Genomic DNA, 21,505 nt, shown 5'->3' with positions numbered 1-21,505 from the left:
ACTGCCCTCGCGGGTTGACGGTCAAACGGACCGCGCAGGATACGTGGTTTTTGTGCTGAATATTGGCCGCATGATCAATATTTCCAACATTGTGGTTGAATGTTGCATCGCTATCGCAGGCAAGCCAGCTCCCACAGGATCTGAGCCAAAGCATAGTCAGCAGACAGGAACAAAACCTGTGGGAGAGCCTGCTCGCGATAAATCTCAAGCCGTGCGCGGTTTACGACCTGACACAAAGTGGCTCACGTCATTGAACCCCGGTGTCGACGCATGCCCCGGCGTCACCAGCGAATCAATAAACGCCTCATCCTCAGTCGTGATCTTCACCGCCTGCGCCTTGGTGTATGCATCCCACTGTTGCTCAGTCCGAGGCCCGACGATGGCAGAAGTCACGGCGCCATTGTTCAGCACCCAGGCAATCGCGAACTCGACGATGCCCACGCCACGGTCCTGGGTGTATTCCTGGATCTGCTGGGCAATGCGCAGCGACTCAACCCGCCATTCGGTTTCCAGGATGCGCTTGTCCTGACGGCCGGCGCGGCTGTTGGCGTCCGGTTTCACGTCCGGCGCGTACTTGCCGCTGAGCACACCGCGTGCCAACGGACTGTAAGGCACCACGCCAAGGCCATAGTTTTGCGCGGAGGTGATCTGCTCGGTTTCCGCCTGACGGTTGACGATGTTGTACAGCGGCTGGCTGATGACCGGCCTGTCGACACCGAGTTTGTCGGCCACACGAATCACTTCAGCGATGCGCCAGCCACGGTAGTTCGACAGGCCCCAGTAGCGAACCTTGCCCTGGCGGATCAAATCGCCGATGGCCGATACCGTGACTTCCAGCGGCGTGTCGTGGTCTTCGCGGTGCAGGTAATAGATGTCCAGATAATCGGTGCCCAACCGCGTCAGGCTGGCATCGATGCCGTTGAACAGGTGCTTGCGGCTGAGGCCGCTGCGGTTCGGTACACCGTCCACCGGGCCGAAACCGACTTTGGTGGCGAGAACCCATTCGTGGCGGTTGCCGGCAATCGCTTCGCCGACGATCTCTTCGGAGCGGCCGTTGGTGTACACGTCCGCGGTGTCGATGAAGTTGATGCCCTGGTCCCAGGCCTTGTCGATGATCCGCAGGGAATCTTCGGTGCTGGTCTGTTCGCCAAACATCATGGTGCCCAATGTGAGGGTCGACACCTGTAAACCCGAATGACCCAGCGTGCGATAGCTCATGATGAAATCCTTTTACCGGTGGGAAAGGGTCAATCAAATACTATAAGCGCTGCATGTATCAATCTGAATTATCTACGCAGGTCCATGGCTGACAGCCAACCAACGGGGTGGCGCCTGATGGGCTGCGTACAGCTCACGCATTTTTTCCATGTCACGCACAAACCAACTGTTCAGCCAATGTCGGTACTGCTGTTGGATCGTGCGATGGCGGGCGGGGTGATCCAGGAGGTTGACGACCGCGTGAGCGGCCATCATCCCGGACATGATTGCCTTGAGCACGCCATGAGAGGCTCCCGGATCAATTACAGAGGCCGCATCGCCGACCATGAAGTAACCGGCCCCGGCGCAATGGCGACAGGCTCGCCAGGTGACATCCACACCTCGTATTTTAGAGAAGTCATGCAGTTGCTCGAACGCTGACGGTGGTTGTCTGTTCGTCGGTTGACGACTGTCGAAGTTCAAGCGAGTCCAGGTGTACGAATCGGCGCCGATTTGCGCGATCCAGTACCAGCCATCTTTATCCGCAATGATATGGGGCGTCTCATCACACACAGCAGATGTACCCCGGGCATAACCATACATCGCGAGCAATCGCGGTGAAAACGCCAGACGTTCCAGTGCCAATTGCCGCGCAAGCCAACCATTGGCGCCGCTGGCGTCAATCATGTACGAGCAAGGGAAAACACCTTTGTCTGTTTCTACCCCGATCACGGAGTCGTCTTTGCGGATGACCTTTTTGGCGCGGCAAGGTCGCACGACGGATACACCTGATGCCTGAGCCTGGCTGAGTAACAGACTGTCGAACAGGCGCCGGGGGATTTGAAAGCCACGCCATGGATTATCGGGCTCGCCACCGAAAGCATTGAAATGACGTTCTGTACCCCATTGCACCCAGTTTCCGGTATGCCGAATAAAACTCCCCTGCAAAATCTCATGGGCTATACCCAGTTGTTGCAGCAACGGTTCGATTCCGGGAGGCAGGGTTTCACCGGGCCGATCACGGCAAACGGCTGATTGTTCAAGTAACGCCACGCGCAAACCATGTTGTGCGCAGAAAATCGCGGCGGCGCTGCCTGCCGGGCCGGCACCGATGATCACAACATCATGCTTACTCAAGCTCTGTAGCCTGCCATGAACCTTGCTCGCGCTTTATCAGGAGCAATGTCGGGCTGACAAACAGATCAACCATTTCAAGGATTTCGGCATGACGCTTGGTGAAGTCGTCCGCCGGTGTCGTCGTGGTCGCTCTATCATTTTTATAGATTCGATAGAAATGAACAGACGCTTGCAAACAAGTCCCTGTCTCTGACTCGGCCTGTTCCAGTTCGACATTGGGGCGTGTGATTTTCATGAAAGACAACACGGACCACTGTGCTTTTTCCGCTCGTGTAACAGCGCCTAGAGACTTGAAGGCGTTGTGCATGGACAAGATACGCGCCTGGTAATCCTCGGCAGTGGTTTGTGCCGGGTGGTGTACCGATAGCAAGCCGGCGAGGGCGTTTTTCGTATAGTCGGTGAACGCGTAGTTGGTGTATTCCACGACCCGCTTACCGTCGCCAGCTTCAATCAGTTGCGGGCCGTTAACGCCATCCCATGAGCCGCTTTCCTCATCCGTCAACGGTATGATCGGAACCCAGCTGGCAGTGGGTTCAAAAGCTCTTGAGTTATCTGGCGACATGGAGGGCCAATAGCCGCCTATCGAAGCGCAAATCCGGACATCTTCAGTGAAGGGGCTGCCTAGTTCGTAAGCGCATAAGGACTGGGGGCGCGGCCCGCCACCTCCGGGGCCACTGATTTCCCAGCCCGGACTCAAGCTTCCCGCCGCGGCGTCCGCTAGCCAAGTCTGCCGTTGTGCAGGCGCGGCATCAGCGCTGGCTGACTCCGCTTCATTCAGAGGGTGCGAGATAATGGCGGTGATTCCTTTATCTTCGAGCTGGAAGTGTCCACCCCGCAAGTCGGGATTACCAGCCGCTCGCGTGTTTGAAAGCACTCTCAGGCTTTGGCCAAAAAAAGGCTGGGGAAATTCCTGAAGGTTGCTCCACTCCAGCAGTTGGCGCTGAGTGTATTCAGGGTAAAAATCAGGAGCGGCAACCAGTGAATAAGCCACGGCATTGCTTATCCCGGCAGTCTCCAGTTGCGGGCAAGCGGCACGAACCCAACCTTCGGCGGTGAAGTCGATAAAGTGCAAGGCTTGATATTCGCCGTCTTTAACGATCTGCACGACGTCAGGCTCTGAATTCAAATCATGGATCGATCCATCGTCACGCCGCTTATAGCGTCGATTAATGATGTATCCACGAAAATTGGGGTTTTGCGGAATGGAAAAGAACACGTCCTTACCTTCATACGTGGCTTTTTCCACCAGCCTCGTCTTGGGCACGGGGGTCAACAGGCCTTTTCCGTATGCCTGTTCGTTCGCCCACTCAACAAGATCATCGGTGATGACAAACGGTGGTTGTGAAATGTCTGGTTCCTGCCAGCCGGAGTCGGGAAACCTAAGGTGAAATCGGCGGAGTTTTTCATTGATTTGATAGAACGCCATGTCCACTGCCAACTCCAGGCCGGCAATGCATTCAGGGCCGTCAAACAGTTTGTGCAGGGGAACCCAGAAATCCTGTGCGTCATCGTTGGTTTGAAACGATTGCGGCCCGAACGAATGTTCATCGCCTTTTTTCTGCATCGCGATGTAAGGGTAATAGCGCGCCGGCGTTACGCAGACCGCTTGCGGATCGTTTTTCATCCACGGCAGGAAACCACGTCGCATCGGGTCGTAAACGGCGGGTGCGGTACCTGTGCGAGCAATACCTGTACGCGAGAAACACAGGTCGGCATGTTTTCGATGAACCGTATCTGGTTTCGGTCGGTATTCAGCGGCAAAGACAACAATGGCCAGCGCTGTTCCTTCCCCGGCCTGTTGTTGAAGACCCGTCAGAGACGGCGGTTCTACGCCGTAAACATAATTTAAAACCGTTTCTATTTCGGCCGCGGTCGGGTACAGCTCTAACGCCTTGCCATTCGGGTCGGTGATGACATTGGGTGAGGCGAGTGCATGGAATAAAAGACTGCGAGACGGGTTTCTGGCTTCAATGCCACGTTGCCCGCTTAAAGAGAAATCTTCGAAGCCTTTAGCGGTTCGGTCCACCCTCAACGTTCTTTTCAACTCGGCTTCTAACGGACGGGCCTTGATATCGAGTTCGTGCCGCAACAGAAGTGCGTGCCAACCCTCATCGGTCGCCAAGCGTGCACAGACACCTTCGACGGCTTCGAGCAAACTCATGGTGGCCCCCTGTTGTCGTGCATTTTGATTACACAAACTCGGGGCTTGAAGGCAGGTAAACGAGCCGGTCCGATACAGCTTTGCGATGTAATGGATCAGCTTAGTTCAGTAAGTTGAACGCGCAAGAGTAATACTGCGTGATTGAGCAAGGTGCCGAAGCAGCGTTTTTTAAGGATTAAACGGAGATGTTTAATCGACACCTCCAGATACTCACTCAGGCTACACATCCTTGCGCCGTTGCCTACGACTACGCCAGAATCCGCCGGCTAGTGCGCCTTGAGCCCGGGCTGTATCGTTTTCCCTGTCGCTGAAAAACAGCGATGGGGTTTGGTAGCCCCGGGTGACGTAAGGTGCATAAGCATCATGATTCGCAGCGTTTATTCGACTCTGCTTTATGGTGGTCATGCACAGGGCGCTTTCGGGCGCGCCGGTTTCCTTACGTCCCGGTCTACCAACCTGCGCATGGCCGCCACCCTTCGTTTGGTAGCGAGGGTGATGGCTCCTTCTTTTATGGCGTAAGGAGTTTCATCTATGTTCAAACCAACACCCAATCCACCGGAATCAGATCCGACATCCCCCTACGAATCCCTCGATTCAAAAAAACTCCACGAAGCCGCAGACCGCGCCCTCGATCATTACCTCAAGCCCTCCAAAGAACCTGCCCGCAAACCCAGCAAAATGTTTATCGTCGCACCGGGTGTCGATTCGGAAAGCCTGCTGGCCCACGCCTGCGAATCCATGAAATCGGCGAGCATGATGCTCAGTGATTTCGCCGCATTGGTGGGCGAACCCTATCGCAGCACGATGCTCGGGATTCAACAGGTCGTGATGAACGGAGAGCTAGCGGTCAATCGAGTGCTGGATAACCTCGACCCGTAGGGCTAGCGCTGTGATCGTTCCCACGCTCTGCGTGGGAATGCCTCAAGGGACGCTCCGCGTTTCATCTCTCGAAAGGGACGCAGAGCGTCCCGGGCTGCATTCCCACGCAGAGCGTGGGAACGATCATCTAGCCCTTTTAAACCCGCAACGTCCGCGTCATGCGCAACGCCAGCAAACTCCCACAAACAATCACACCTGCCAGCAGGTAAAGCGCCGCATCGGTCGACCCGGTGCTGTCCTTGACCCAACCCACCAGATACGGACTAAGAAAACCCGCCATCTGCCCCATGGAGTTAATCAACGCCAACCCACCGGCAGCCGCACCCGCGCTAAGCATTGCGGTAGGCACCGGCCAGAACATCGGCAGGCCGGTGAGGGCGCCCATAGTGGCGATAGTCAGACCGAGAATGGCGATGGCCGGGTTGGCGGCGAAGTTCACCGCAATCAACAGACCCACCGCGCCCATCAGCATCGGCACCACCAAGTGCCAGCGGCGTTCTTTGCGCAGGTCCGCCGAACGACCGACCATCAACATGAACACTGCCGCCAGCAGATACGGAATCGCACTGAGCCAACCAATCACCAGGTTATCGCTGAAACCCAGATTCTTGATGATCGACGGCAACCAGAAGTTGATCGCGTAAACACCGCTCTGGATGCAGAAATAAATCAGGCCGAAAGCCCAGATCGCCGGGTTCTTGAACACCGCCAGCAGCGAATCAGTAGAGGTTTTCGGTTTGCTGGCCAGGTCTTCAGCATGATCGGCCTCAAGCACCGAGCGCTCGTAAGGGGTCAGCCACTTGGCGTTGGCGTAGCTGTCGCTGAGCAGGAAGTAGGCGAGGGCGCCGAGGATAACGGTCGGAATACCTTGCAGCAGGAACATCCACTGCCAGCCGGCGAGACCGCCCTGGCCTGCGGCAAAGTGAGTGAGAATCCAGCCGGAAAACGGGCTGCCGAGCAGGCCGGACACCGGGATCGCCGACATGAACAACGCCATGATGCGGCCACGACGGAACGTCGGGAACCACTGTGAAAGGTAGAGCACCACACCCGGAAAGAACCCGGCTTCGGCGGCACCGGTAAACAGGCGCAGGGTGTAGAACTCGGTCGGTGTGGTGACGAATAGCAGGCAAGTCGACAGCGTGCCCCAGGTGATCATCATTAGCGCGATCCAGCGTCGCGGGCCGAATTTGGTCAGGGCCAGGTTGCTCGGCACGCCGCAGAGTACGTAGCCGATGAAGAAGATCCCGGCGCCGAGGCCGTACACGGTTTCGCTGAATTTCAGCGCGTCGAGCATCTGCAGTTTGGCAAACCCGACATTCACCCGGTCGAGGTAATTGAACAGGTAGCAGATGAAGATGAAGGGGATTAAACGCAGGGTAATGCGTTTGTAGACGGCGTTTTTGTCGTCAGCGGTGGCCAGGGTAGCTGCGGCGCTCTGTGACATGGCGGGCTCTCTCTTTATTATGATTTTTTGCGACGCAAGGGTAACGTTGATCGCCCAGTGAGTCTCGGCCACCCCTTGGGTGGTTGTCTTTGTGCCTGAGCACAGGGTTTGCAACCAAGGCCTGTGCGGGTGAACAACCCGTTCCATCACGTTTTCAAGGAACCGCGCTATGTTCGAACTCGATCACGATCTGGCCCAGGACATCGTCGACCGGGCGATGGCCATCCTGCCGTACAACGTCAATGTCATGGACAGTCAGGGATTGATTCTTGGCAGCGGCGAACCGGAGCGCATCAACACCCGTCACGAAGGCGCGCAACTGGTGTTGGCCAACGGGCGCGTGGTCGAGATCGACGCGCAGACTGCGATTCATCTCAAAGGCGTGCAACCGGGCATCAACCTGCCGCTGTTGCTCGATCAGCGTTTGATTGGTGTGCTGGGCATTACCGGCGAGCCTGAACAATTGCGCACTTACGCCGAACTGGTGCGAATGACCGCCGAGATGCTGGTGGGCCAGCGCAATCAGCAGGCCGAGCAGCAATGGCGGCGCCAGCGTTGCGATGATCTGTTGGCGCTGCTGCTCAGCGAGGCGGGGGATTCGCCGCGGTTGCTCGACGAAGCGCAGCAACTGGGGCTCAAACCGCAATTGACGCGAGTGCCGTATCTGTTCGAGTTGAGCATGGAACACGGCCCGGGCCAGACCGTCGAAGCGCTCAGCGCCTGGTTGATGTCGCGTTATCCGGACAGTTGGTGCGTGAGCTCGGCAAACTCCTCGTTGCTGTGGTGCCGACCGGCAACACCCGCGATCGAGAACGAGCGGCTGCTGGAGAAGCTCGATGGCCTCGGCTGGAATATTTTGCGCATTGCCGTGGGCGGGCAGGCCGATGGATTGTCGGGCTTGCGCCGTTGCTATCGTCGGGTCGGTGATTTGCTGGCCTACGGGCGTGATGTGTTGCCGCACTCGCGCTTGCTGACGCTGAACCGTTATCGATTGCCGGTGATGCTCTGGCGGCACCGCAATGACGATGCGCTGGATGAACTGCTGCGCCCGCTACGCAAAGTCATCGCCAAGGATGGCAACGGCCAATTGCTGGCGACGCTGCGCAGTTGGTGTGAACACGACGGCCAGAGCCAAGCCTGCGCCGATGCCTTGGGTATCCATCGCAACAGTTTGCGCTATCGCATGGAGCGGATTGCCGAACTCAGCGGCGTCGACCCGCTAAAGCTGGACGGAATGCTCGCGCTTTACCTCGGGGTCCAGCTCCTTCCCCAAACCGATTGATACACACGAACCCAACTCCTGCGCCAAACCGACGGATACGCACGAATCCCCGTAGGAGCTGCCGAAGGCTGCGATCTTTTGATCTTGCTCTTCAGTGAGCCCGAAAAGAGCAAGATCAAAAGATCGCAGCCTTCGGCAGCTCCTACGTTGAGAATGTGTGTAGGCAGTGGATTTTGTGAAAATGAACAATAATCCACATGCCCGCTTGTGCAGCGGACCGGCGTTATTGTGCATGGCGGCTGGCAGCATGGACGCATTGGAACTGGAGAATTCGCATGAAAATCGTCATCGCCCCCGATTCGTTCAAGGACAGTCTGAGTGCCCAAGGTGTGGCCGAGGCCATTGCGTTGGGATTGGCGGAAGTCTGGCCGGACGCACACTTGCTCAAGTGCCCGATGGCTGACGGTGGGGAAGGCACGGTCGAGTCGATTCTGGCCGCGTGCGACGGCGAACTGCGTCGTACCCATGTTCGCGGACCGCTGGGCGCCACGGTCGATGCCGCCTGGGGCTGGTTGCCACAGAATCACACCGCAATCATCGAAATGGCCGAGGCCAGTGGCCTGCAACTGGTTCCGCCGAACCTGCGCGATGCCTGCACCAGCAGCACTTACGGCACCGGTGAATTGATCCGCGCCGCGCTGGATGCCGGCGCGCAACGGGTGATCCTGGCGATTGGCGGCAGCGCCACCAACGACGGCGGCGCCGGAGCAATGCAGGCTTTGGGCGTGAAACTGCTGGACGCTCAGGGTCAAACTCTGGTGCCGGGCGGTCTGGCCCTGGCGCAATTGGCCCGTCTCGATCTGAGTGGGATCGATCCGCGCCTGGCCAAGGTGCGCTTCGACATCGCCGCCGACGTTAATAACCCGCTGTGCGGCCCTCAGGGGGCCTCAGCGATTTTCGGCCCGCAGAAAGGCGCGTCGCCCGAACAAGTCGAGCAACTGGACCAAGCCCTCGGGCACTTTGCCGAACTCTGCGCGCAAGCCTTGGACAAAGACGTGCGCGACGAACCGGGCAGCGGCGCGGCGGGTGGATTGGGGTTTGCCGCCAAGGCGTTTCTCGGTGCTCAGTTCCAGGCCGGGGTGGAAGTGGTCGCTGAACTGGTGGGTTTGGCCGAGGCGGTCAAAGGCGCCGACCTGGTGATTACGGGTGAAGGTCGTTTCGATGCCCAGACGTTGCGCGGCAAAACCCCGTTTGGCGTGGCGCGCATTGCACGGCAGCACGGCGTGCCGGTCATCGTCATCGCCGGTACCTTGGGCGAGGGGTATCAGGCGCTGTACGAGCATGGCATCGATGCGGCCTTTGCCTTGGCCAGCGGACCGATGACATTGGAGCAGGCTTGTGCCGAGGCGCCGCGATTGTTGCGTGAGCGCGCCCGTGATATTGCGCGGGTGTGGCGGGTGGCGGCCCGCAAGGCCTGACCAATGCCAGTCAGTTAAACGCAATCCATGTGGGAGCGGGCTTGCTCGCGAAAGCGGTGTGTCAGGCAACATCATTGTTGACTGTGCCGCCGCCTTCGCGAGCAAGCCCGCTCCCACAGGTTCTGCGCTTTAGCTAACGAGTGTTTCACCGCTGAAACACTCCTGCCTCCCTTGAAAATATTTCTCCAACCCCCTGCAAAAAACCTCAACCCCGGCCGATACAACGTATAGGCGCACACAAACCAACTACAACAGTGGCGCCAAACTGCAAGGTGCGCGCGCCATCGCCCGCCCGAACAGTGATCACCGCAAGGATGCTCGCCGCCTCAATTACCGAGATCATCCTATGTCATTGCGTAATCTGAAAATCGCGCCTCGAGCTTTCCTGGGTTTCGCCTTCATTGCCTTGCTGGTGATCGTGCTGGGTGTGTTTGCCGTGAACCGCATGACGGTCATACGCCAGGCCTCTGTTGACATGGAAGCAACGCAGTTGCCCAGCATCGGGTTTCTGGGAAACATGACGGAAAATGTCCTGCGTCTGCGGATTCTCTCATTCCGCGTACTGGTCAACCGTGATCCGGCGGCGTTGCAGGAAGCCCAAACCCGCATCGGCGTGCTCGTCGACAAGGTGCGCACAGCCCAAACAAGCTATGCCGCCTTGCCGGCCAGCCCTGAAGAAGCCGCGCTGTACAAAACCTTTGCGACAACCCTCGACAACTACATGCAGGCCCAGAGCCAGATGCTGGAGCTGTCGCGACAGAACAAACTCGATGAGATGCGCACCCTGATCAATACGCGGATCAAGGAAGGCACCGATCAGATGGGCGAGCAACTGAACAAACTGGTAGCGCTCAACGCCGTCGATGCCAAAACCGCGTCGGCCAAGGCGGGCGAGCACTACAGCGAAGCCTTTATCGGCATCGTGACGGTGGCGGTGATGGCTTCGATGCTGACCGTGCTGCTGGCCTGGCTGTTGACCCGCAGCATCCTCACGCCGCTGAACCGTGCGGTGCTCGCGGCCGAAACCATTGCCGGCGGCAACCTGAGCAAGGTCATCGAAGTCGACGGCAACGACGAACCGGCGCGTTTGCTCGGTGCCTTGTCCGCCATGCAGGCCAACCTGCGCAAAACCATCGAACAGATCGCTGGCTCCGCGACGCAACTGGGCGCCGCCGCCGAAGAGCTCAGCACCGTGACCCAAGAAGCGTCCCGTGGCCTGCAACAGCAAAACAACGAAATCGAACAGGCGGCCACGGCCGTCAACGAAATGACTGCCGCCGTGGAAGAAGTGGCGCGCAACGCGGTGTCGACCTCCGAAGCGTCGAACCAGTCGACTCAGGCCGCTCGTGAAGGTCGTGACCGAGTGGTGGAAACCGTCGACGCGATCCAGACCATGACCCACGACGTGCAAAACACGGCGTTGATGATCGAAGGCCTGGCGGCTCAGGGCCGCGACATCGGTAAAGTGCTGGACGTGATCCGTGCCATTGCCGAACAGACCAACCTGCTGGCCCTCAACGCCGCGATCGAAGCCGCCCGTGCCGGTGAAGCCGGACGTGGCTTTGCGGTGGTGGCGGATGAGGTTCGGGCGCTGGCTCATCGCACCGCGCAATCGACCCAGGAAATCGAGAAAATGGTCGCCGGCATCCAGAACGGCACCGGCGAAGCGGTCTCGTCGATGCAGCAAAGCAATCAGCGCACCCAAAGCACCCTGGAAATGGCCCGCGCTGCGGGTGTCGCACTGGAGCAGATCACTCAATCGATTCAATTGATCAACGAACGTAACCTGGTGATCGCCAGCGCCTCGGAAGAACAGGCTCAGGTGTCCCGTGAAGTCGACCGCAATCTGGTGAACATTCGCGACCTGGCCACTCAGTCCGCCGCCGGTGCCAACCAGACCAGTGCCGCCACCCACGAATTGTCGCGATTGGCGGTTGATTTGAACGCGATGGTGGCGCGTTTCGTGATTTGAGATAGGGTTGAAACTGGAACTCGCGCGTTAGGAGAAGTACATGCGCTATTCAGCCTTGACCCAACGAATCGCCGGTGACGGAGCGGCAGCCTGGAAGATTCACGATCGAGCGCTGGAATTGCGCGAGCAGGGCGTCGACGTGCTGTTGCTGTCGATCGGCGATCCGGATTTCGACACGCCGCTGCCCATCGTCCACGCCGCCATCGACAGCCTGTTGGCTGGCGACACCCATTACTCGGATGTACGCGGTACCCGCACACTGCGCAGCAGCATCGCCAGCCGTCATCAGCGGCGCAGCGGTCAGGAGGTGGATGCCGACCATGTGATCGTGCTGCCCGGTGCGCAGTGCGCGGTGTATTCGGTTGCCCAATGCCTGCTCGATCCTGGCGACGAAGTGATCGTCGCCGAACCGATGTACGTGACCTATGAAGGTGTGTTCGGCGCCTGTGGCGCCAGCGTGGTGCCGGTGGCGGTGTGTCCGGAGAACGGCTTTCGGGTCGAACCGGCAGATGTTGCGGCGCTGATCACCCCGAAAACCCGCGTCATTTTGCTCAACAGCCCGAACAATCCCTCCGGTGCCAGTCTGTCGTTAAAAAGCTGGAAGGCGCTGGCGGCGCTGTGCGTGCGGCATGACCTCTGGCTGATCAGCGACGAGGTCTACAGCGATCTGTTGTATGAGGGCGAGCACATCAGCCCGGCCAGTCTGCCGGGCATGGCCGAGCGCACCGCGACCCTCAACAGTTTGTCCAAATCCCATGCCATGACCGGCTGGCGAGTAGGCTGGATGATCGGCCCCAAAGCGCTGGCCGACCACGTGATGCATCTGTCGTTGTGCATGCTGTTCGGCCTTCCGGATTTCGTCCAGAACGCCGCGCAAGTAGCGCTCGATAAGGACTTGCCGGAAGTGGCGCTGATGCGCGAGGAATATCGCCAGCGTCGCGATCTGGTGTGCGCGAGGTTGAGCAGTTGCCCGGGCATCCGGCCGATCAAACCCGATGGCGGAATGTTCGTGATGGTCGATGTGCGCCAGACCGGGCTCGGTGCTCAAGATTTTGCCGAGCGGCTGCTTGAAGTGTATGGCGTGTCGGTGCTGGCCGGCGAAGCCTTCGGGCCTAGCGCGGCGGGGCATATTCGCATTGGCCTGGTGGTGGATCAGGTGAGGCTGGCGGATGCGTGCCAGCGGATTGCCTCGTGTGCGGCGGAGTTGCTGCAGGTGCGGCGGGCCTGACTGATTTGTGTTGTTTGGGCCGGCCCCATCGCGGGCAAGCCCGCTCCCACAGGGTTTTGTGAACGCCATAGATCCCTGTGGGAGCGGGCTTGCCCGCGATGGCTGCCTGATAAACGCTAAATTTCTTAAGACTGCCACGCCCCGGCATTCACCAAATTAGCCGGCCGCTCCCCAGCCAACGCCGCCAACAGATTATCCACCGCACACCGGGCCATCGCCTCCCGCGTCTCATGCGTCGCCGACCCAATGTGCGGCGTCGCCACCACGTTGTTCAACTGCAACAACGGCGAGTCCTGCCCCAGCGGCTCCCGCTCGAACACATCCAGCCCCGCCGCGCGAATCCGCTTCTGCTGCAACGCCTCGATCAGCGCTGGCTCATCTACCACCTTGCCCCGGGAAATGTTGATGAAGATCGTCTCCGGACGCATCAGGGCGAATTGTTCAGCGCCGATCAACCCTTCGGTTTCAGCAGTCAGCGGCAACGTCAGGCAAACGAAATCGGCCTGCTGCAACAACTCGCTCAGGCTGCGGTATTGCGCGTTGAATCGCTGTTCCACCGCCGGTTTCGGCGAATGGCTGTGATACAGAACCGGCATCCCAAAACCGAAATGCCCGCGCTGCGCCAGCGCCTCACCAATGCGCCCCATGCCGATGATGCCCAGCGTCTTGCCATGCACATCGCTGCCGAAATGCGCCGGGCCAATGTTGCGGTTCCACTGGCCGGCGCGAACCATGTTGGCCAGTTCCACCACGCGCCGGGCGGTGGCCAGGATCAGCGCGAAACCTGTGTCGGCGGTGGTTTCGGTCAATACGTCAGGGGTGTTGCTGAGCAGGATTCGCCGTTCGGTCAGGTAGTCGATGTCGTAGTTGTCGACGCCGACGGACACGCTGGCAATGGCTTCCAGATTCGGCGCCAGATCCAATAATCCGGCGTCCAGTTTCAGACTGGCGCCGAGCAACCCGTGTGCGCAGGGCAGGGCCTGGCGCAGTTTTGCCAGACCCTCGGCGTCGAGGTTGTCGATCAGCGTCACCTCGGTCTGCTCATGCAAACGAGCCATCAGCAGCGGCGAGAGTTTCTTGTACAGCACAACCTGCTTTTTCATCGTCATCATCTCTACATCCAATCAAGAATGAGCCGCCACTGACCGGGGCACAGCGACCCGGTCACTGGCGCCGGGTTTGAGGAAAATTGTCAGCACCACCGACAGCAGCAGGGCGCCGCTCATCAGCAGATAAGACGCACCGGGCGATCCGGTGGAGCTATTCAGGTAACCCACCAGATAAGAACCACCAAACGAACCGAGTGCGCCCATGCTGTTGATCAACGCCATGGCGCCACCGGCGACGTTGGCCGGGAGGATTTCCGGGACGATGGCGAAAAACGGCCCGTAGGGGGCGTACATGCAGGCGCCGGCAATTACCAGCAGCGTGTAGGACCACCAGAAATGTTCCGCGCCCAAAGCGTAGGAGCCATAGAACGCAATCGAGGCGATCAGCAGCGGTGGCCAGACGAAGCGTTTGCGCTTCTGCAGTTTGTCCGAGCCCCAGGACACCAGCAGCATGCCGATCACTGCGGCCAGGTACGGCAACGACGACAGCCAACCGGCTTCGATCATGTCCATCTGCGCGCCGGCCTTGAGGATCGATGGCAGCCACAACACGAAACCGTAGACGCCAATGCTCCAGCAGAAAAACTGCAACGCAAGGATGATCACTTTCGGCGAGCGGAAGGCTTCGGCGTAGTTTTTCACCGCTTTGATGCCGACCTGTTCAGCGGCCAGGGCACTTTCCAGGTCCTGCTTTTCCTGGTCGCTCAGCCACTTGGCCTGAGCCGGACGATCATCGGCCAGCCGCCACCAGATAAACGCCCACAACACCGCCGGCAGTCCTTCGATGATGAACATCCAGCGCCAGCTGAAATGCTGGATCAGGTAGCCCGAGACCACAGACATCCAGAGCATGGTCACCGGGTTGCCGAGGATCAGGAAGGTGTTGGCGCGCGAGCGTTCGGCGCGAGTGAACCAGTGGCACAGGTACACCAGCATCGCCGGCATCACCGCGGCTTCTACCACCCCGAGCATGAAGCGAATCACGATCAGCCAGTAGGCGTTGGAGACGATCCCGGTCAAGGTCGCCAGGCCACCCCAGAGGATCAGGCTGACGAAAATCAGTTTCTTCACGCTGTGCTTCTGGGCGTAGATCGCGCCGGGGATCTGGAAGAAGAAGTAACCGAGGAAGAACAGCGCACCGAGCAGGGACGACAGCCCGGGGGTGATCATCAGGTCCGCAGCCATTCCAGAGGCGGCGGCAAATCCATAGTTGGCGCGGTCCAGATACGCCAGGCTGTAGGTGATGAACACGATCGGCATGATGTACCACCAGCGGCGGGTGGCCAGTGTTGCGGTTTTCATAGTGATGCTCCTGAGCTTGTTGTTTTTGTCGCAGCAGGTATCGGTTTTAAATCAGTTTTTTGCGGTGATTGTTATTGCCTCTTCGCGGGCAAGCCTCGCTCCTACAGGATTTGCGCGGATCCCTGTAGGAGCGAGGCTTGCCCGCGAACGGCGTCCTCAAATTCGGCGAACATTTCGACTCGGCTGGGCAACCCCTCCATATCCCCACGGCTCTGCACCGCGCGGCTTCCGATCCAGTTGGCACGCTGCACGGCGTGGGCAACGCTGTGGTTTTCCAGCAGGGCGCTGATCAGGCCGACGGCAAACCCGTCACCGGCACCTACCGTATCGACCACCGTTTCCACCGGCACGCCAGCAACTAAACCTTCATCCAGCCGGGTTCGGTAATACGCGCCGTGCGGCCCAAGCTTGATCGCCACGACTTCAGCACCCTGGTCGAGGTAAAACGCCGCAATGTCAGCGGGGTCTTCAAAACCGGTCAGCAAACGCCCTTCGCTCAAACCCGGCAGCACCCAATGGGCGAGGGCGGCGAGGCGGTTGATCTCGGTGATCATCTGTTGCTCGCTGGCCCACAGACTCGGGCGCAGGTTCGGGTCGAACGACACGCTGCGCCCGGCATTACGCATGCGAGTCATCAGCTCGAAGGACATTTCCCGGGCCGATGCCGACAAGGCCGGGGGAATGCCGGTGGCGTGCAAGTGCCGGGCATTGAGCAGTTGCGGCGCAATGGACTGCACCGACAAATGACTGGCCGCCGAGCCACGGCGGAAATACTCGACAACCGGATCGCTACCATCATCGGCGCGAGACTTGAGTTGAAAACCGGTGGGGTGCGCCGGGTCGACCTCGACATGACTGCAATCCAGGCCTTGTTTTTCCAGCGTATCGATGACGAACCTGCCGAGCGAGTCCGCGCCCACCCGGCTCAGCCAGGCGACGTTAAAACCCAACTGCGACAAGCCAATGGCGACATTGCTGTCGGCCCCGGCAATGCGCTTGTGGAACTGGCCGACGTCAGCCAGCTCGCCGTTCTGCTCGGCGACGAACATCGCCATGGTTTCACCGAACGACAGAATATCGATCTCAGACATGAGCAGACTCCAGGCGGGATTGACCGAGGCGGGCGAGGGCGGCGACATGCTCGGTGGTCAACTGCACCAGGTCATCGCCTTGCAGCGGATACTCCGCCGCGCGCATCACACCGTGATCCATGTGCTGCAGCAATTGGCCCCACAGATGCAGATCGCTGGCGGCCGGAGGCACCGCCACCAGTTTGCCGTCGGCCCGGCGCGCCACCGCTTTGCAGTGCACATAACCGACATGTCGACCAAGCAACCGCGCGGCGCTGGCGGCGGATTGGTCCTGCCATTGCCAGTTGCCGATATCGAAGGTCATTTTGATCGGCAGATGGTGTTGCTCGACGTCGGCGAAGAAGCACTGGAACGGTTCGATTCGGCCGCCGTGCAGCGTCTGGTCGTTCTCCACCAGAAGTTGCACCGGGCTCTGCTGCAGCTGAAGCGCCAGTGTTTGCAGATCGTTATTGTCGGTGAAATAACCCAGGGATACTTTCAGCCATCGGGCGCCGAATGCCTCAGCGCGCTTCAGGGTCGAGACCAGTTCAGGATTGGGTGTCGAATGCCCGGCCAGCCACAATTCCATCGGTGAGGAATAGATGCTTTCCAGACCTTGGGATTGAGTGTCCTCGGCCAGTTGTTGCGGGCTCTCATGGGTCAGCAATTCTTCGCGCCATTCAATGCGCGTGGCACCGGCGGCGGCCAACACATCGATAAAACTGCCTTGGCCGCGTTGGCGTACAAGGTCCGCGCCGTAGCTGGACAGGCTGATGGAAACGGGTGGTTTGTTCATTGTTATTCACCTCTGAAACCGGTTTCATTTTTGGTCAAAAAAATATTGATGTTGAGTTGTGGGGTGTTCTTTAGGGCCTCTTCGCGGGCAAGCCTCGCTCCTACAGGGATCTATGGCGTTCACAAAACCTGTGGGAGCGGGCTTGCCCGCGAAGAGGCCTGAACATTCACCAAAGATTCCCCAGGGTCGACCCTCGAACAATCAGCCGCGCCGGAAAATCCAGGTTCCGCACCGGCCCGTCATCCCCACGCAGTCGCTTGAGCAAACATTCAAACGCACTCGCGCCAATCTCCGCCGTCGGCTGGGCGAGGGCGGTAATCCCGCTGCCCACCAACGGATACCAATCCAGATCATCCAGGGCAATCAGCCCGACATCCTCGAACAGGTTGCACTTCAACTCACGCAACGAATGGGTGCTGGCCAGCGCGGCGATACCGTTGGCACAAAACAGCGCTTTCGGGCCAGGGCCAGGAGTTTCCAGAAAGGTTTTCAAACGGGCGGTCAGATCGTCGCCGGTTTCAACCACCGCGCCCGAGAGCGCCGGACGCTGCTCGATCTGCGCCTTGAAACTGCTGACCCGCTCGATCCGCGAACTGGTGCCGTCATAAGGTTCGGTGACCATCAGCACATCGCGATAACCGCGCTCTTCAAGGTGGGCAACTGCCATCTCGACAGCGGCCGGATTATCCAGCCCCACCAGATCGCTCTCGAGCTGATCGACCTTGCGATCCACCAGCACCATGGGCATTTCCTGATGAAGTTCGCGCAGTTCATCGCGGTGATGACCGAGGGTGTTCACGATCAAGCCTTCGATGTTGTACGAACGCAGCAACGCCAGGTGCTGACGCTCCTGCTCGTCATCGCGATCGGTGTTGCACACCACCAGGCTGTAGCCGTGCTGACGGCAAGCGGTTTCCACCCCGTGCATCACGGCAATCGAATAAGGGTTACGGATATCGGCCACCAACATGCCGATCAGACGGGTGCGCCCACGCTTCAGACCGCGAGCCATCTGGTTCGGGCGATAACCCAACTCGCTGATCGCCTGCTCGATGCGCAGGGCAATGGCATCGGAGAGCAGGGCGCGGTCATCGCCAATGAAGCGCGAGACGCTGGCCTTGGAGACGCCGGCGTGTTCGGCGACGTCGAGCATGGTCACGCGGCTGCGCTGGGCGGCGGAGAAGTCGTTCACGGTTTTTAACCTTGTTATTGGTGTTTGTGTAGATGGCTTTGAAACCGGTTTCAGAAGACACCATTCACAAAGACCCGTCAAGTCAGAGGAACCTCAGTGCGTAGGAAAAAGCCGACGAACGGTGGCTTTACCTGTCAGATATGACAGTAGCCATGCGCTTCAACTCGGCGCTTAATTTTATTCAGCACCAGAGAATACTTTCACGAGGACTTGTGACATGGCGCCCAGTAAACCACTTACATTCGACGCGCCGAAAGTTACTGGTGTGGCTGATCCTGATGTGGATCCGGAGGGGTATATCCCACTTCCATTGCTGCTCACGGGCATTGATGTGGTAATCCCCTTGTGGGACGAACCGGCATCCAGACCGGGAGAACGGGACATTCTGACCGTTCGGTTTTTACAACCAGGACAGCCGCCGGTAAAAATAGAAAATACCTACGAGCCAGCGGATATGAAACCAGAATTCATTATCCATATCGGTCCGGAGTATCTGCGGAATAATGGGCAAGGTGAGTTGTGGTATGAACTTCTTGATACTGCTGATAATCCATCATTTTCAATTCGTCGGCGACTGACCATTGATCATACTCCTATTAAAGTCGATCTTGAGGAAGCCGCTTTTTCTCATGTCAACGCTTGGGGTTATCTAAATTGCGACACTGTTCCTCCACTATGGGACGGTGTCACAGTCAGTGTTCCAAAGCTCGCGGATTTTAATGTCGGAGATCGTTGCGAGGTGCTCTGGAAAGGCTACTCAAGTCTTAATGGCAGTGGTCCTGAACTCAGTGAGGCTAGAAAGAGCGTCATACGTCCAGCTTTAAGTGATCAAGATATCCGCGAAGGGTACTCCTTGGTTATCGAGCCTTACGGCACTCATATAAAACCGATGGTGAGCAATGCCTCTGCGACTATTGAGTACCGGGTATATCGCGGCATGAGGCTTGTAGGGATATCAAAGGTCGCATTGGTAAAAATAGACAGGATCAGACCTGGCGAAGAACTTCCGTGCGGGCCTTGAGTGAGCATGGAAATAAGTGGAGAAGGCAGAGGCGCACGAAGTGATTATTCCTGTCTGAATTCGTTGCGCTCTCAATTATAAATGTATGGAGACGGTTAAAATGAACGCAATAGTTGAACAGGCGATAGTGTCAAGAAGAGCAGTGCTTCAAGAAAAATACACCAGGGCAGGCGATGCCCTCGCGGATCCTCCCAAGCCGGTTACCTTCCCAGCACAAACATTGTTGCCCGACTTACGGATACCCATCGCTGACTTGCTGTCGCCCTTGAAGTACGTCGTTCCCCAGCCATTGCTAGAAGACGATGAAGATTTTCTACAACCTCAGATTCGTAAATTAGGAGATGCTACCTGGATAGATATTGCTCCCGGCCAATTTATTGAGTTGGGCCCAGTGGCTGACAGGGATTGGACAGTGCCGTTTGAGATTGCAGTAAGCTTCTTGATAGAGGCACTCACGCCTGAGCCCCCTACTGAATATGAAATGCGATACATCTATTGGGCTGGAGGAACGAACGACGGTATATCGGATAGAACTCTGTACACGATTGACCTGACATATCCCTACAAAGTGAAAAGTCCGGCATCGGACCGTACGCCGGGTGCACCAACGTGGCCTGCCGATCTGGGCCCGACCGTCCCGATCGATGAAGCTTATCTTGAAGGCAAGTCTGGGATCCTTGTAAAGCCTGCTACTTCTCCCACTTATCATGAGACTGATATTTACAAGTTCTACTGGGGGCCTGCACCTGATCCGGATCGTGACCCGCCAGTGTTTGAAGGCGCATTGAACACTTTAAGGGAGGCATTAATTCCTGCCGATGTATTTAAAAATGGGGATGAGGGTGCCAATCAGCTTATATACAGAGCGACAGACTTGCCGGGGAATGTGGGAAAGAGATCAAATTTCAGCCAGCGGAATGTAGTTTTTTTGCCTGACCCGGACCCTGACACGGTCTTGCCTCCAGTGCTTCCTTTGGCGAATGGTGAAAGTGGCGATGATCTGATCGATCTGGCTGACACTCAATTCGATGCAAGAGGTGTGCAAATCGACGTTATGGTGCCGACGCCAAACGCGCCAGGTGACACAATCGTTGCTTACTTGGGAGGCAAACCTGTTGGTCCAGAGCAAAGAGTGGGAGCTGAAGTTAAATTAACATTTTTTGCGAGCTATGATCTTGTAAAAGAAGTTTATGGCAACACCGACGGGACGGTAATTATAAACGTTAGCTATAAAATGTTTCGAGGTGTCCGTGAGATAGCCACAAGTAATGTCGACATAAAGTTTGATATTTCATTCATTGGCCCTGATCCAATTCTTATCGGGTTGGAAGCGCCCAGTCTGACAACGACAAGCGGTAGCATTGATGAAATATTGGAGTCGGACTTCGGCGACAATGGAATACAGATTCGTATTAAGATTTTTGATGCTCCTCCTACTGAAGAGGGCTGGCTGATTGATGTTTTCTATAATGATGTCAAGATCGGTTCACCTATTCCTTTGACAACAGGAGAGGAAGGCACCACGCTTTCTGTGCCACTGCCTTGGGCGACCGTGCTTGCCCAACAAAGTGGCACCAAAATCTTGCGTTACACATTGTATACGCCAACCGGTGTTAATCCGACACAGTCCCGTACCAAGGATATCGTTGTAGAAGAATTTCCAATTGAAATGGCTGCGCCGGAAGTATTAAAGCTTGCAGGTCCACTTAAAAGAATTGGTTGCACCACTTTGAACTTCCCTTCGGAGCTGGATCCAGGGGATGGGACTGCCAGGCGAAATCTATTGGTGCGCGTGCTTAAAAATCAATACACGGTTGATGGTGAAACAATTACTCTGAAATATTATGCATACACCACTGACCCGGCAGTGCCAATTCCTGATACAGATGCCGAAGCTACGTTCGAAATTTCTGGCACATATCCTGACGATGGCGCCCTCATTAGTATAGGTGACTACATGGAAGACTTCAGACCGGCACACGCTGCAAATGCCAGAATCACCTATACAATTTCGCGCGGAGGTGCAGGAAATAATCCAACACCTGAATCACTGGCTGCTGTTCATCGGTTGGATCTGGATAATAGTGAGGGCCAGTTCTGTGAAGAAGTGCATCCTCTTCCATAGATAAAGACTGGCTTGTAACAGTGCGACGGGAGAAAATACCCGTCGTACTGTTGTAATGCATTTGCATACGTTTCAAGAAAAACTCTGAAGGAATTTTCGCGTATTAAATTAGGATAAATCCTACAGAACTTTGTGAAATTCCCAGATAGCCTAGCGACCCTCAAATAGC

Annotated in this window: 16 protein-coding genes; 7 read left to right on the top strand and 9 right to left on the bottom strand. The window is 57.5% G+C overall.

What is annotated here, in order from left to right; translation table 11 throughout:
• Positions 1-204: 204 nt before the first annotated feature.
• The 3 genes from F6R97_RS01500 to F6R97_RS01490 form a co-directional block, all read right to left on the bottom strand.
• Positions 205-1,218: an aldo/keto reductase gene (locus F6R97_RS01500; RefSeq protein WP_315865895.1), complete on the bottom strand. Its 1,014-nt coding sequence runs from the start codon at positions 1,216-1,218 to the stop codon at positions 205-207.
• 72 nt (positions 1,219-1,290) lie between these two features.
• On the bottom strand, positions 1,291-2,316 hold the full coding sequence (locus F6R97_RS01495; protein ID WP_315866131.1) for an NAD(P)/FAD-dependent oxidoreductase: 1,026 nt from the start codon (positions 2,314-2,316) through the stop codon (positions 1,291-1,293).
• Positions 2,317-2,326: 10 nt separating this feature from the next.
• Positions 2,327-4,495, bottom strand: a complete 2,169-nt coding sequence (locus F6R97_RS01490) for a hypothetical protein (protein ID WP_315865894.1) — start codon at positions 4,493-4,495, stop codon at positions 2,327-2,329.
• A 531-nt stretch (positions 4,496-5,026) separates the two neighbouring features.
• Here F6R97_RS01490 and F6R97_RS01485 point away from each other — a divergent pair.
• A complete protein-coding gene (locus tag F6R97_RS01485) occupies positions 5,027-5,374 on the top strand; it encodes a DUF6124 family protein (RefSeq protein WP_315865893.1) in 348 nt (115 codons plus the stop codon).
• A 136-nt stretch (positions 5,375-5,510) separates the two neighbouring features.
• Here F6R97_RS01485 and F6R97_RS01480 read toward each other — a convergent pair whose 3' ends face one another.
• Positions 5,511-6,821: an MFS transporter gene (locus F6R97_RS01480; RefSeq protein WP_315865892.1), complete on the bottom strand. Its 1,311-nt coding sequence runs from the start codon at positions 6,819-6,821 to the stop codon at positions 5,511-5,513.
• Positions 6,822-6,990: 169 nt separating this feature from the next.
• Between F6R97_RS01480 and F6R97_RS01475 the strand changes: the two genes are divergently transcribed.
• The 4 genes from F6R97_RS01475 (at position 6,991) to F6R97_RS01460 (ending at position 12,721) form a co-directional block, all read left to right on the top strand.
• Positions 6,991-8,103: a sugar diacid recognition domain-containing protein gene (locus tag F6R97_RS01475; RefSeq protein ID WP_315865891.1), complete on the top strand. Its 1,113-nt coding sequence runs from the start codon at positions 6,991-6,993 to the stop codon at positions 8,101-8,103.
• Positions 8,104-8,378: 275 nt separating this feature from the next.
• On the top strand, positions 8,379-9,521 hold the full coding sequence (locus F6R97_RS01470) for a glycerate kinase (protein WP_315865890.1): 1,143 nt from the start codon (positions 8,379-8,381) through the stop codon (positions 9,519-9,521).
• Positions 9,522-9,867: 346 nt separating this feature from the next.
• Positions 9,868-11,493: a methyl-accepting chemotaxis protein gene (locus tag F6R97_RS01465; RefSeq protein WP_038983209.1), complete on the top strand. Its 1,626-nt coding sequence runs from the start codon at positions 9,868-9,870 to the stop codon at positions 11,491-11,493.
• Between the two features lie 40 nt (positions 11,494-11,533).
• Positions 11,534-12,721 carry a pyridoxal phosphate-dependent aminotransferase gene (locus F6R97_RS01460; protein WP_050683088.1) on the top strand — a complete coding sequence of 396 codons (1,188 nt, stop codon included), beginning with the start codon at positions 11,534-11,536 and terminating at the stop codon, positions 12,719-12,721.
• Positions 12,722-12,846: 125 nt separating this feature from the next.
• Here F6R97_RS01460 and F6R97_RS01455 read toward each other — a convergent pair whose 3' ends face one another.
• The 5 genes from F6R97_RS01455 to F6R97_RS01435 form a co-directional block, all read right to left on the bottom strand.
• Positions 12,847-13,824: a 2-hydroxyacid dehydrogenase gene (locus F6R97_RS01455; RefSeq protein WP_038983724.1), complete on the bottom strand. Its 978-nt coding sequence runs from the start codon at positions 13,822-13,824 to the stop codon at positions 12,847-12,849.
• Positions 13,825-13,845: 21 nt separating this feature from the next.
• Positions 13,846-15,132, bottom strand: coding sequence for an MFS transporter (locus F6R97_RS01450; protein WP_315865889.1), 1,287 nt, complete (start codon positions 15,130-15,132; stop codon positions 13,846-13,848).
• Positions 15,133-15,233: 101 nt separating this feature from the next.
• Entirely contained in the window at positions 15,234-16,223 is a 990-nt protein-coding gene (locus tag F6R97_RS01445) for a sugar kinase (RefSeq protein ID WP_315865888.1), read from the bottom strand.
• Positions 16,216-16,998: an AP endonuclease gene (locus F6R97_RS01440; protein ID WP_315865887.1), complete on the bottom strand. Its 783-nt coding sequence runs from the start codon at positions 16,996-16,998 to the stop codon at positions 16,216-16,218. The genes F6R97_RS01445 and F6R97_RS01440 overlap by 8 nt, the downstream gene beginning before the upstream one ends.
• A 166-nt stretch (positions 16,999-17,164) precedes the next feature.
• On the bottom strand, positions 17,165-18,190 hold the full coding sequence (locus tag F6R97_RS01435) for a LacI family DNA-binding transcriptional regulator (RefSeq protein WP_315865886.1): 1,026 nt from the start codon (positions 18,188-18,190) through the stop codon (positions 17,165-17,167).
• A 217-nt stretch (positions 18,191-18,407) separates the two neighbouring features.
• Between F6R97_RS01435 and F6R97_RS01430 the strand changes: the two genes are divergently transcribed.
• Positions 18,408-19,211 (top strand): hypothetical protein, encoded by an 804-nt coding sequence (locus tag F6R97_RS01430; protein WP_038983215.1) that lies wholly within the window; start codon positions 18,408-18,410, stop codon positions 19,209-19,211.
• Positions 19,212-19,311: 100 nt separating this feature from the next.
• Positions 19,312-21,336: a hypothetical protein gene (locus F6R97_RS01425; RefSeq protein WP_315865885.1), complete on the top strand. Its 2,025-nt coding sequence runs from the start codon at positions 19,312-19,314 to the stop codon at positions 21,334-21,336.
• Positions 21,337-21,505 lie beyond the last annotated feature (169 nt).

The organism is Pseudomonas sp. JV414 (genome assembly GCF_032424305.1).
Taxonomy (GTDB): domain Bacteria; phylum Pseudomonadota; class Gammaproteobacteria; order Pseudomonadales; family Pseudomonadaceae; genus Aquipseudomonas; species Aquipseudomonas lini.
Note: the sequence above shows the minus strand (reverse complement) of the source record. Positions and strands in the feature narration are given on the sequence as shown.